8 protein-coding genes and 2 pseudogenes are annotated in these 12,774 nt (G+C 48.3%); 3 read left to right on the forward strand and 7 right to left on the reverse strand.

From position 1 onward, the window contains the following. Positions 1–59 precede the first annotated feature (59 nt). From AB1462_RS17570 to AB1462_RS17590, 5 genes and pseudogenes are all read right to left on the reverse strand, one after another. Positions 60–2,054 (reverse strand): methyl-accepting chemotaxis protein, encoded by a 1,995-nt coding sequence (locus tag AB1462_RS17570; protein WP_367247504.1) that lies wholly within the window; start codon positions 2,052–2,054, stop codon positions 60–62. Between the two features lie 484 nt (positions 2,055–2,538). Further along, positions 2,539–2,823 (reverse strand): annotated as a pseudogene (locus AB1462_RS17575) (lytic transglycosylase domain-containing protein); the annotation flags it as partial. A gap of 26 nt (positions 2,824–2,849) precedes the next feature. Then, positions 2,850–3,602 (reverse strand): TIGR03759 family integrating conjugative element protein, encoded by a 753-nt coding sequence (locus tag AB1462_RS17580; protein WP_367247506.1) that lies wholly within the window; start codon positions 3,600–3,602, stop codon positions 2,850–2,852. Between the two features lie 40 nt (positions 3,603–3,642). Next, on the reverse strand, positions 3,643–4,359 hold the full coding sequence (locus AB1462_RS17585; protein ID WP_367247475.1) for a methyl-accepting chemotaxis protein: 717 nt from the start codon (positions 4,357–4,359) through the stop codon (positions 3,643–3,645). Positions 4,360–4,748: 389 nt separating this feature from the next. Continuing rightward, the gene (locus AB1462_RS17590) at positions 4,749–5,729 is read right to left on the reverse strand and encodes a helix-turn-helix domain-containing protein (protein ID WP_367247477.1); all 981 of its coding nucleotides are present in this window, start codon (positions 5,727–5,729) and stop codon (positions 4,749–4,751) included. Between the two features lie 518 nt (positions 5,730–6,247). On the opposite strand from AB1462_RS17590, the gene AB1462_RS17595 reads away from it, so the two are divergent. The 3 genes from AB1462_RS17595 to AB1462_RS17605 all read left to right on the forward strand — a co-directional run bounded on the left by AB1462_RS17595 (position 6,248) and on the right by AB1462_RS17605 (position 9,407). Beyond that, entirely contained in the window at positions 6,248–6,703 is a 456-nt protein-coding gene (locus AB1462_RS17595) for a hypothetical protein (RefSeq protein ID WP_367247478.1), read from the forward strand. Between the two features lie 76 nt (positions 6,704–6,779). Next, the gene (locus AB1462_RS17600; protein ID WP_367247508.1) at positions 6,780–8,420 is read left to right on the forward strand and encodes a methyl-accepting chemotaxis protein; all 1,641 of its coding nucleotides are present in this window, start codon (positions 6,780–6,782) and stop codon (positions 8,418–8,420) included. A gap of 435 nt (positions 8,421–8,855) precedes the next feature. Beyond that, positions 8,856–9,407 (forward strand): GNAT family N-acetyltransferase, encoded by a 552-nt coding sequence (locus AB1462_RS17605; protein WP_367247480.1) that lies wholly within the window; start codon positions 8,856–8,858, stop codon positions 9,405–9,407. A gap of 498 nt (positions 9,408–9,905) precedes the next feature. Here AB1462_RS17605 and AB1462_RS17610 read toward each other — a convergent pair. Continuing rightward, positions 9,906–10,951, reverse strand: a pseudogene (locus AB1462_RS17610) (helicase-related protein); the annotation flags it as partial. A 722-nt stretch (positions 10,952–11,673) separates the two neighbouring features. Then, positions 11,674–12,534: a ParA family protein gene (locus tag AB1462_RS17615; protein ID WP_367247481.1), complete on the reverse strand. Its 861-nt coding sequence runs from the start codon at positions 12,532–12,534 to the stop codon at positions 11,674–11,676. Positions 12,535–12,774 lie beyond the last annotated feature (240 nt).

Raw genomic sequence — 12,774 nt, forward strand, 5'->3', positions numbered from 1 at the left:
TGGCTGGACGGTTACCGGTAATCGGCGTCCGCTACCCGCCCAGAACGTGTAAAAAAAGCTTAAACCTTGAAACGGCTTACGACAGCGATCAGCTTATTATTCGAGGCCGCAAGCGCAGCCGTGCTCTTCTCGCTCTGCATCCCCCCCGCGACCAACTCGTCGACAATATGCTGGACCGCAACCATATTGCTATTGATCTCCTCCGTCACTGCGCTTTGCTCCTCTGCTGCTGTTGCGATCTGGGTGCTGAGGTCATTTATACGCACGACCGAATCAGTCATCTCGTCCAGACCCTCATTGACCTTGGAAGTCTTATCTACCGTAGCCTGACAACGGTCCTTGGTGTGCTCCATAGCCACGACGGCGGCGTCAACGCCGCGCTGCAGTCGGGTTAGCATTTCGTTGATTTCAGAAGTGCTGGCTTGCGTTCTTCCTGCAAGCGCTCTGACCTCATCGGCGACAACGGCAAAGCCTCGGCCCTGTTCTCCGGCGCGAGCTGCTTCGATGGCAGCGTTGAGTGCAAGCAAATTGGTTTGTCCCGCAATCTCGCCTATCACAGCGAGCACGGCATTGATTCGCTGGGCGTCCTGCTCCATCGCACGCACCTTACTGGTCGCATCCTCCACCTCCGAAATCAGCTCGCGAACACTACTCGATGCATCTTCCACCACTATTTTGGAATGCCGCGCCTTTTCGCTGGCAACCTGAGTCATGCTCGCAGTCTGAGCCGCGTTACGGGCCACGTCATTGGCGGTTGAGCTCATCTCTGTAATCGCAGTTACCGCCTGATCTGTTTCGGTCGCATGGCGATTAAGGATGCGATTCGTACCTTGCGATTGTCCTCGTAGCTGTTCTATACCCTGAGCGATGACCGAGGAAGAATCGGACACCTCAGTAATCATTTTTTGCAGATAGATGATGAACCGGTTGATAGACTGACCTACTGCACCAACCTCGTCCTCTTGGCGAATCGCAATGCGCTGGGTCAAATCCGCATCACCGGCCGACAAATTATCGATATTGGCTTTGAGCACTGCTAGACGCTTCATCAGTTGCCTTAGCGCAAACACGATGACTAGCAACATTACTATAACCATTGGGATCTGCAGCGTCGCCAACATCTTGAGCACATTGCTGCTCTGCGCGGTCAACAGCTCTGTAGACTGCGCCACTGCCAGTTGCCAAGGAGTGCCTTCAACAGGGATAAGGAACATGGTGTATTCCTTCCCATTACTGCCAATAAAGGTAGTGCGCAGGGAGCCGGGGGTTTTGAGCATACTTAGCACCGCCGCCGTGAACGGATAGCTGCCCGCCAAATCGCTTAGATTCTTGAGTACGTTGTTACCTGGAATTTCAGGCTGGTTGCTCAGTATCTTGCCGTCGTTTTCAACAATCATCAGCTCGGCATGTAGATCACGTTCTTTCTGCGCTACCAGTTCGTTGAAAAAACCTAATGTAATGTCCACCGTGGCTACGCCGTATGGAGCGCCATCCTTGCTAATCGCCATTGCGCAGTTGGTGCGTGGCTCAGGGCTCGCATCATCACGATAGGCAGCAGCCCAGTTGCACTGGCCTGCCTTCGCTTTTAGCCCGCCGAGATACCAGGGCTGGTCAAAATAGTTTTGTGATTCGGGCGTATTCCAGTGGGTGTTGAGTATAAGTTTGCCGCTCGCGTCTCGGTGAAAAAAGGTACTTTGCTTGGCTAGCCCTACAGTACGTTTGTTAGGAAGTGGCCAGATTCCACCCCCAAAAACCTTAAGCTCACCATATTGGTTGATCATACTGGGTAACAAGCGGTCAATGCTGTCACTGTCGAGTTTAGGAACCACCTCCGTAATCACGCGCTGCTGGGATTGCACCCGGGCCAATTCTCCCTTGATGACCGCACTAATCTCCGCCGCTTCAGTGACAAGTTTACGCTCGTCTGTGCTGGTCAGACCAGGGGTGATAAAGAGTGCAATTCCGGATGCAGTCAATATCGCTACCAGTAAAACGAACCCGATAAAAGTTGCTGCATAGCGTGCTTGAATGGTTTGTAACATGATTAGGAACATCCTCGATGAGGGAGAGTTATATAAAGGCGTATTTATCGGCAGGAGGTTGGGCAAATGGGAGATTTATTCACTCAGACCGTCAAATATCTAAGGCTCGGACAGTTCGAGTCTGCCTTAATATGCTGCAGAGTGATTTGGTTCGGCAAATAATCATTGGATTGTCTAACTGTGGGCTTGTTTTGTATAAAAATATAGCCTCACTACTACCAAGAAGATAGTTTCGTTTCGAGGGAGCGCGAAATTCCTGCGCTTTTATTTAATTCCTGCGCTTTTATTTAATTTCTGCGCTTTTTACGCTCTGTAGGTCACCGAAATGTAAGCGTCCGGAGAAGTCATCTACCCGATCCCTGCGATGACTGGATGTGTACGGCAACGTCTTTCAGCAGGCCTTTGAGTAGGTATTCACCCATCCCTAGCCCGCAAAAACTATATTCGCTAGCTCTTAAATCACTGTCGATTTCTCGGTGGAGACGTCGGTGTTGGCACCGATGTTGGTTTGTCCAAGACCGACGTCGACTCTATTTGGGCCTGCGGTCTGAAGGGCGATGATCAACGCTCTGCAAGCATCGCTGCGTGTCGCAAAGCGATATCCGGCACCGGCGACATTCAACGTCCAGGGCCAGGGGACGATCTGGCCGCGAAGTCGGGTGCCACTCTCTTGCAGTGCTACGGAGTACAACACCTCGGACGGAACGCCAGCAGGCAGGGCAATCAACTGATAGGCCGGTGGCGGAACCTCGGCGCCGTTAGCAGATGCCGCGGTAAGCAGTAGCCCCGCCGTTCAAGCCGCGCGGATTACAGACGGTGCCATTGTCCATTCACCTCGCGTACCACGGCCGGCAGCTCACCGCCGAGTCCAAGGCCAAGCCATCGACCGGCATCGTGATTCAGTGTGATCTGTCGGTTTCGCACGCTGGCCGGTTCGACTCCGGCCAAGATGGCCCAGCGGCGAATTATTTCGTCATCACCTTGACTACCAACGAAATACAGATCAAAGGACTGTTTCTTGTTTTGTAAGTCTTTGACGCGGTCAATACATGCGTTGCAACTGTCTTGAACAAAAACGGCTAGTCGTCCAGTGCCTTTCACAGCACTTAACGCTCTCGAGCCAGGAGCAGATGCAGGGTTGGACGATAATTGGATGACTTTTTCATTGGGGTAAAGACGTGCGAAGGCTTGGTCATAGGCCCTCTGGTACGCCAGTTCCTTATCGATACGCTGTCGCTCGGCTCGCACCTGCAGCTCTGCATAGCGTCGGCGCTCCCCCTCCGACTTCGCTTCGATGCCAAGTGCTGTCAGAGGATCCAGGCCTGGCGAATAGATTCCGCGAGGACCCTCCATCAGAGTTTGAAAACGGGACCATTCTTGGGGGGTTAATCCCCACTCGCGGGCGATTTCTGTCTGACTGGCCCCTTGAGAAGAGGTGTGAACTTCACTGTTCTGACTGTGCGAGATCGACGTTGATTGCCCCGAGGCCGCATTACAGCCGTGTGCAAACGCGAAGCTGGCCAAGCCTGCAATGAAACTCAAAATGTTCCTCGGCTTCATTGTTTTCGAGGAAGTGGTAGGGGAGTGCATAAAGGAGGTCCTATTGCGCGACAGTTACGGTTTGAGGTGTTCCGGCCACGTCAAAGCGTGCGGATCTTCCGTCCAGAGCGTTGAGGCGCCAGGCGGTGCCCGCCACAGCGTCACCAGGTCGGATTAGGTAAATTTGATTCAACTGCGTGCTGCCAGGCGGTGCTACGGACAAAAAGCGTTCTCCGCCGCGATACTCGATACCGACAACGGTAAAAGGGGGGGGGTGCGGTGTGACAATGGTGGTAGCGGGCGGTACTTGCCTCTTGGGTTGGCGGGCAACGGGCTTAGGATTGGGCTTGAGGGGAGCAGCAGTGGTTTGTTTGATTCGTGATTGACTGAGTTCTAGAAGACGGCTCTCGAGTGTTTCAAAGTTGGCTTTGAGGACTACCAATTCATCAGTAGAGGCAGCATTTTGAGAGATTTCTTGCGCTGACTCCATCGCTTGCTTTGCGTACGCTTGTGCGGCATCAATGCGATTCGACAAAGCCTGTTGCCCGGCTCGGAAGTCTTCATTGGTGACCAGGTGTATGCCGACTACCGTGTCCAGTCGCTCATCGACTTTGCCCAGTCGCGTCAACAACGCATCGAGCGACTCTTTGTCTGCAGTCGCAGCCAAGCTGGTGCTGAGTTGGGAGAGTTGATGATGCTCATAGCCCAGCATGGCCGCCAGAGCGATTAGGCAGGCGACAAGTATTGAAGCGGTTCCAGATGGGCGTGATAGATTCATGGGTATCCTCGCGCGAAAACCAGAACACCCTCTCAGACCTTACGGTTAAACGCAGTAGAAAATACATATTCCAATACACATGGTTTTTTCGTCTGCCAGCCCTCAATGCCTCCTTGGATAGACGCTAATCTTCGTTAATTATTTTCTGAAGGATTCCTGCGAGCTAACGGAGCAGAGTAAGAAAACTACCAGGCAGACTTATATTACATTGACTGGTTGCGTAAATTACAATATCTGACCTACTTCCACTTTCAGCTTGTCGCTCACAACTCGGATAAGCCAAAGTTTTTGAAGTTGCAACTTCATGCAGGCCACGGGGGATGACCTGCATGTTTTATATTGTTAAGTCTAATTTCTTAAGCACTCTATTGCTTCAAGATAAACTATTGTCAGTCTAACAATAGACTTGACGCGCGCAGTAGCTTGTTGGAGTCCTGAGGATGCTCAGAAAATCTTAATGAATAATATTTGCAAAAAAGGTAGTAGTTTGAGAAGCCGCAAGCAAAAGCGATTTGTTTAGTGGTCAAAAGCAAACTAGAGTCAAAAATCATTTTCCTAGCGTTAAGAAGTCGGACTTCACGTATGTAACTGTTAATTGTAGTTCCTTGGTATTTTTTGAACCCCGCCTGCAGACCTCGTATACTAATATTGGCTTGCGTAGAAAGTTGATGACTGGTTAGCGCTTCTGAATAGTGTGAGTCAATATATTCGATAGTGCTCTTAATGCTATGTGGTTTAGGTATGACAGCACTGTCAGGTGAACGCACTAACTGAGAGTAGTTGTTTTCAATATTGTAAATGGCGAAGCTAATCAGGCTTTCTTTGAGGTGGGAGAGAAATGGACCTTCAGCTAAGCAATAATTTCCTGAGAGCGATAATGCAGTGTCGGCAAGATTAGCTAAAAACCTTCCTACCCAATCAGCAGTAATAGAGTTCTTAAAATGTATTTTTGACTTGGGGGGGTGATCAAGCAAGGTTTTCAAGCACTGAAATATATCTTCATGCTGAATAAAGATGGTAGTGTAATTAGACATAGGGGAAAACTTCGAAAAAATGAGATCTCTTTGATCAATCACGAAAACAGAGCCTATCCTCGACTCATATTTGTTTTTCGGTGTGCCCCAAGTTAATCGTCCGGCGTCAAGTGTTTGTATTAATAACCCGTCAAACTCAGGCTTTTGTTCGAAACTCCAACCTGTCAAACTTGAAGAGCGACTGACACTAGTATTACCAATTTTGCACGTTGCTGTAGAATAATCAAATTTGTTCGAAGATTTAATTATGTCAATTTTGCAGCGAAATTTGCTGAAGAATTCACTTGCTGAATCTTCTGTAGATAATCTACATGCAGAGAAAATCGCATCGTTCATTTTCTATAGCTCAAAGCCTTAGTGAGTTCTTAGGTAATATTCAAGATGGTTGCGTGTCAATTAAATTTTTGTTAAGAAACGAAGAAAATTGTTGCATGGTGTTGAAATCATATCCGCTCGAAAAGGCATGGTTTTTGGATCCAGTTTTACAGAGTTTTTTCAAAGAAAAACTCTTGCATGACGTGATTTCGATAATGCAACTCAGCCGTGTTTGCACAAGCGCGCACTCGTTCCAGCATTGCATAGGAAGGAGTAAGGGGCGCCTTAAAATGCTTCAGATCGAACAGGTAATTCAAAAAAAGCGCAAAATTAAAAAAAACGCAAAAATATTATTCCTCTGTCGCAATGACATACGCTGAAGTGGTTTAGTCTCACTGCAATGCCAGAGAACGAAAATTTTAAAGAAATTGTCTGACACAATTATTCTCGTACCTAGCCTTATAGATGTATTGGATGCTTTTTAATCAGTCAATGTCATCTGTGCGCAAAAAAATTACTTAATATATTGGTCCTGCTTGATGAGGCTTTTTACTGTGGATATACAGTGCTGTGAGAATACAGTTCAGCAATTTATTGATTTGTCGAAAGACTTTTCTACACATGTGAATTCGGCATTGATCACTGTGAAAAGTTTGGAGGTGGCATATCACCAGATTGAGTTAGCTGTATCGAAAACTCATGATGATATTGATGTTGACAACGTAGTCAGACGTAGGTTGATGCATAAAATTGCACGCAGAGATATGAATCAAGTGCTGGAACAGACGTTGCTAATGGAAAAACTTCTAGCGGAAAGCATTAAGCTTCTAATCCAGAATGTTGAGGCCGCGTTAAGTCTTACAAACTACATTGACAATTGTAAGGGTTATAATGCGGCCGAGTACAACATTGCAAAGACTGAGGTTGTTGCGAAACTTGAAGTTTTAAAAGGTGTGGAGCGAGGCATTCTTAAGTCTGACCGACTCAGTCAATAGGTTTCTATATGCATGTTCATGCATGCCGAACTCAATAGTAGCCTATAAGGCATTTTTTAAAAAGAGTAGCACATATATGTCAGTAATAAAGAACATGAAATTAAAGTCGAAGTTACTATCAGCATTTGGCACATGTGCAGTCATTACGATTGTAATGGCTATTTTGGGCCAATCCGGCCTTTCCAAGCTGAATGCTGAGGTAGACAATATCGTTGGGAATCTTGTAGTGTCTGTGGGACTCGTCCAGCAAACCAGTACAAATACTGTCGCCACCAATCGTGATCTTTACAAAGCTATTGCTTTAGCATCTACAAGCTCGAGTGGAGATCAGCTAGAGTCACTTTTTCAAACTTATAAAAATAATAAAGCGCAAGCTGAAGAGTCATATAAAAAATACCGAGCAACACCAATGGAGCAAGATGAGAGGACGGCCGCATCGAATTACGATAGCGACTGGCCTGCTTATACCAAAGCTGTTGAAAGTAGTTTTGCAGCGCTAAGAAAGGGGGACATTGAACTCGCAAAACAAATCACTTTAACTGATGTGTCGGAGCAATATGTTAAAGTAAATAAAGATATTGGTGATATTTTTGCATCCAACTCCCGCCAGATGGCTCAATCTAGGCAGAGTATCAGTGAGGTGTATTCGGATCTTACTTGGACGCGGGCTGTAGGTTGCCTTATTGCAGTTATGCTCGCTATTGGATTGGGTGTGTTTATGACGAAATTAATCACAAATCCTATATACAAGTCCGTAGCAGGAGCGAGTCGAGTAGCTAAGGGAGACCTAACGCAAGTTATCGAGTACAGTAGTACAGATGAAACCGGCCAGCTTTTGCAGTCTCTTTCAAATATGCAAGATAATCTTATCGGAACTGTCCGTCAGATTGCAGATGCCGCCGCTCAGTTGGCATCCGCGGCTGAGGAGCTAACAGCTGTTACAGACGACAGTACTCGAGGTCTCGCAACTCAGAACGGTGAGATCCAGCAAGCAGCAACTGCGGTGACAGAGATGACTGCCGCAGTCGAAGAAGTAGCTCGCAACGCTGTAAGTACATCTATGATTTCAAGTCAGACAGCTGATGAAGCTAGCAAGGGTCAAAAGCAGGTCCAACAAGCAGTAGCTGGCATTGATAGCGTTACCATCGTAATTACTGATTCCACCAAACTTGTAGAAGACTTAGCCTCCCAAATACATGAGATAACTAAAGTTTTAGACGTTATCCGAGGAATAGCTGAGCAAACCAATCTTCTTGCATTGAATGCCGCTATCGAAGCAGCTCGTGCTGGTGAGCAGGGTAGAGGTTTCGCAGTTGTTGCCGATGAGGTACGAGCCCTAGCACATAGGACTCAGGCATCAACTGGAGAAATTGAGCTTATGATCAGTCGGGTACGTGATGGTGCCGATGAGGCTGTCAGCGCTATGGGTAAGAGCCGCAGTCTTGTATTGAGCACTCAGTCTTTAGCGACTGAAGCAGGATTAGCGCTGGAGAGAATCAGTGAAGGTGTGAATAAAATAAATGAACAAAACTTAGTAATTGCAAGCGCAGCTGAAGAGCAAGCACAAGTTGCTAGAGAAATCGACCGGAATCTTGTTAACATACAGGACTTATCTTCTCAGACCGCAGCTGGAGCAAATCAAACTAGCGCCTCGAGTCAGGAACTATCGAAACTGGCAATATCATTCAACAAGCTTGTTGGTCACTTTAAATTATAACGCAGCGATTTAATCGCGTTTGCAGGTTGACGCAGATCATGATCCGTCGCGGCAAGTTGTTTTGACCCGTTGATAAAATTTTATTAGGTATTTACCACCAGTCTCAAATTCAATCGTGTGTTTTGAGTGTAATTTCTTTAGAGGGAATAATATTTATTTCCTCGCTAGGAGGCCATGATCGCATATAGATATATGAGGGATTTAACCATTGTACTACGCATTAACTATTGCTCATTGCTTTTCGTCTAATTGAGGTGGGTTATGGGTATGATCTCTCCAAGGCTCTCAATTAAATATAGTTCTTGGTGGTGTTAATTGGTGTCCGGAAATTTTTGTTAGGTTGATCAATTAACGACTTTTTATGGAGTGCCTTAAGCAATACTTGATAAGTACTAACAAATTATCTAGCCACGAGTTCTCAGGAGAATAGAAAGTATGTCGATTTTTGAGCCGATTCGCGTTTTTATCCAAACGCGTGCGTCAAAGGTTTTAGATAAGCAGGCTGCTTGTGTGCATTTAATAAATCGTCGACAAACCTCCCAGCGAGATCATTTTGTTTTTCCAGGTATTGAATATTTGGATGATATTGAAATGGGTGAAAATTACGTCGGCTACATAAATTACTGCATCAACCCGCTCGGTGATCGGCTTTACATCAATATGATCGAAGTCATTCCAGCGTTGCAGGGAAAGGGTATAGGCTTGGGCGCACTGTGGCATCTGTGGTGTAAGCACCGGTTACCGATTGTGCCGCTATATCAATACAATTCATCCGATAAATTTTGGTGCAGGGCTCGCCGGCGATTTGCAGCAGCCGACGCAGTAATCACGCAGGATCTGCGCAGCAACATGCATGTGGAACTGGAAAAGCAGCGATGGCGACACCTGGTTCAAGAAACTTTACACGAACGCCTGATCCTAGAACTCAAAGCATCTCCGGAGTGGCCCAAGATCCAAGAGCGTTTTGAAACCTGGAAAGACCTATAACTTCGTTCACTGCCCGAACGCTGATTTTTATAATTTTAATTAACGATAGCCTCGCTAATAAGATAGACTTAAAAATATCATCCTTTGAAGGGGGTGGACGTTTGCGCTTCTATCGAGGCGTACAGATGCGCTCATTACATCAGCTTTTACAGTGAACGATGTCAGCACGGTCCTAGTGGGCGATTTGGAAAAAGGCAGAGAAATTGCTGTCTACCGACTGTGCGATTAATTTTTTGAGGCGGCAAAGTTGAACTCGTACATTTGGCGAGTGTGACAGTTTTTTACTAAGCGTATCCTGGTGGTAGGGATGCACACTACGCCAAAGGCAGAGGCTAAATCGACCAATGGGGGTTTCGCTTATTCCCAGGTCAAAATTCAACTATGTGGATAGCTGGCTAACTCTTTGCAGGATGCCGAGTCAGTTTGATCAAACTGAATGCCGTTTTTGGTAAGTTGCCTTAATGTGATGAAAAAGGCTACCCGGAGGTAGCCTTGAGGTCATACAGCAATCAATTGTCTAGCAAGCGCCATCTCTACCGAATCCCCATCCTGGTTTAACGAATCGAGACCAGACTCTGGAACGTCTCCCGACGTACTCTGTGACACAGCGATCTTCTTGGCCATTAGTTGCAGGCAGGTAACCTGGGAGCTACCTGCGTAGCCAAAAAAAACCACCGGCCCGGCATTTTTTGCCCGATTCGCCACGAGCGCCGAGCTGCCTGTTGGAGGGTGTAGACGTTGTATCCTGTCTGTAGGAACGCAATGGTCGGAAAGTCGAGCAGATCTAGGCCGGTCTTAACCAGCTCCGGATTAGTGATCAGCACGTCGATGCCCCGATCAACCTGGCCGAGGATCCAGTCCTCGCGCCTGGCCGTTTCGACCGAGGCGCAAAGAACTGCAACCTTTAATCCAGCCTGTTCCAACAAATTCTTCAGCCTGCTAGTGGTGTCCCGCGTTCCGGTGTACACAGAGTAAGCCAAAACTTTACGGTTTTTGGATTTCTCCGAAAGGCATAGATCCAGCAGTGCCCGTTCTTTTGGCATGAGTTCCTTTGCTCCAAAGATCGAAGAAACAAATGCCAATGTGTCTCTGGAACGGGGGTGTTTTACAACTTCCGGTCGGAAACAACAGTCAGGCCAAGCCAGCAGCACGTTGAGCACGACCCCCAGAAGGGTAGTGTCTCGGCGAGCCAATGCCTGGCGAAGTTCCTGGGTCAGCTTTCCGGCCAACTGCTGATAGGCCTCAGCCTGTTCTGCAGACATGGTTATGTCGATAAACTCCTCTTGGTAGTCGGGCAGGATGTTCCCGCCGATGTCTTTGAGCTTCAGAAAGACTGTGAACGGCAGTACGAAACGATGAATACCTTTAGGTCCAAACCCTGGGGTTTTTACCGAACGTACCGAGAGCTTTTTTCCCTTGGCTGTTTTGTGAGACACGTTGTCTCGCTCGGTGTAAATATCCTTCAATACACCATGGTCGCGCATGAAAGACATGGCCGCGGGTGCCATGCTGCCGCGTGCGTTTGGTCGGTAACCATCCTCGAGCCTCTGACCACAGGCGAAGTGTTTCTTCCTCATCAGCAGAGAGGTGAGTCCGGGCAAGACTGTCCGCAACCTTCTGTTTCAAGGCATCAAGACGGTCTTGAACACTTGAGCCATCGTCGTAAGCAATCTCTTGCTCTACGGATTGCACAACGTCGTTACGCAGAGAGAGAACCGTGCTTATCCAGAAAGCACTTGGGCTGGTCCAGCCAATAAGCTTTCGAGTTCTGGCAGGCGACAGGTAATCACGGAGCCTGAGATTGAACTCCCTAGGTGAATAACCATTCCTGAAAACGTCTGCGCGATTGAGCGTCAGCGCTGTTTTAAGAATATCTAGGAGAGGGTCCAAAGCCGTTGACTCAGGAACAAAAGGTTCTAGATATGTTTCAGCTACCAGGCGTTTGGCTTCGGCATATCGACTTTGCTGACGGCGTTTGGCTTGGCTTTCGTCGCGGCCGCGCTTTTCCTTCGCGTGCTTAATGTTCGAGTTCACTGACTCGATAAGCTTCGCGGCGTCCTGCAAAAGCTGAAACTGTTCAACGCTCAACTGAGCGCCAATCCGACCGGGTAAATGGCAACCGCGTGTCAGGGCTCGGATTTCTCGTGCGGTTCCACTGAGCTTGGCTTGTAAGCTGCGCAATTGCTGAGCGCTGTAGTACTTGCCAACCTCTAGAATGAGATCTGCAGTAATACTGCGGGCGTCGGTAATGGAGGGCTTCGCCATTTCAACGACCCTCCCTCACCAAGTTGGCTACCTTTTCCTCGGTCATGGCCTCGAAGCGGTCACGCCATTCTGGGAAAAGCTCAATGGCCAAACGACGGATGACGACTAGGGCTGCCGGGGATATTCGATTTGAAGGCTGTCGGTATTCCAGGCGGTGTACTGGGACGCCCAGGGAAGAACCGCTCCGAAACACCACTGCGCTGGGAACGACGCTATCCAGAACGTTGATTTCGTGATTGCCCTGGAAAATTTCCCGTACCGACTGCTCGATCATTTGCGCGTCAGTGGTTTGGTCGAGATTGTTGACGACGATCCGCACTGGAGGGATTTTCATGCCCAGGCGCCCATAGGCGCGGAGGCCGTCCAACATCTGCATGGTTCCCCGGCTGAACTCCCGAGCAGCGAGCATATTGGGCGGAAGCGGGGATATGACCAAATCTGAGGCTAGGACCACCATTTCGAGCATGGCCGATCTTGCACCTTGGGTGTCAATCAGTACCAGGTCGAAATGATCTTTGAACGCCGGCATCAGGTTGGCGAGTCGCAACCGTCCGTCAGGTGCTTGCAGGAGCAGGCTGTTCAGTTGGTTGTTGATGTCGTTGGAAATGACAAGCGACAGGTTTGGTATCGCGGTGCTGGATATGATCTTGGCTGATTCGGTGATATTGAATGCCAGCAGGTCGTAGATGCCGCCCTGAGCTTCATCGACCAATTGGTAATACGAGGAGAGTGAGGGCTGTGCAGGATCTAGGTCGATGAGGAGCACGCGCAGCCCTGCATCCGCACAAAAAGCGCCGAGGTTGGCCTCGATGGTGGTTTTGCCTACGCCGCCTTTGGTCGAAACGACCGCAGAGATTTTCATGGTTTGGAGCCTCTAATGTGGGTTCATTAGAGGCTGCGAGGCCACGGAAACAGCTATGTGTAGCGAACACGATCCTGAGCTTTGAAGCACTAGAACCAATTGTCTTTTAACCAATTGGTCGTAGGTTCGAATCCCACACGACCCACCATTTTTGAGACCAGTTAACGCTGGAATCGAATCTTAAGATCAGAGGCCAAAAGCGCTGATCGAAGAAGGCGACTGAAAGGTCGCCTTTTTTTT

This window comes from Pseudomonas sp. SB113, from assembly GCF_040754745.1.
Taxonomy (GTDB): Bacteria; Pseudomonadota; Gammaproteobacteria; order Pseudomonadales; family Pseudomonadaceae; genus Aquipseudomonas; species Aquipseudomonas grimontii.

Bases quoted from the DNA above. Each gene is read 5' to 3' on its own strand.
- AB1462_RS17570 (WP_367247504.1), bottom strand. From the start codon at position 2,054: ATGTTCCTAATCATGTTACAAACCATTCAAGCACGCTATGCAGCAACT.
- AB1462_RS17580 (WP_367247506.1), bottom strand. From the start codon at position 3,602: ATGAAGCCGAGGAACATTTTGAGTTTCATTGCAGGCTTGGCCAGCTTC.
- AB1462_RS17585 (WP_367247475.1), bottom strand. From the start codon at position 4,359: ATGAATCTATCACGCCCATCTGGAACCGCTTCAATACTTGTCGCCTGC.
- AB1462_RS17590 (WP_367247477.1), bottom strand. From the start codon at position 5,729: ATGAACGATGCGATTTTCTCTGCATGTAGATTATCTACAGAAGATTCA.
- AB1462_RS17595 (WP_367247478.1), top strand. From the start codon at position 6,248: ATGAGGCTTTTTACTGTGGATATACAGTGCTGTGAGAATACAGTTCAG.
- AB1462_RS17600 (WP_367247508.1), top strand. From the start codon at position 6,780: ATGTCAGTAATAAAGAACATGAAATTAAAGTCGAAGTTACTATCAGCA.
- AB1462_RS17605 (WP_367247480.1), top strand. From the start codon at position 8,856: ATGTCGATTTTTGAGCCGATTCGCGTTTTTATCCAAACGCGTGCGTCA.
- AB1462_RS17615 (WP_367247481.1), bottom strand. From the start codon at position 12,534: ATGAAAATCTCTGCGGTCGTTTCGACCAAAGGCGGCGTAGGCAAAACC.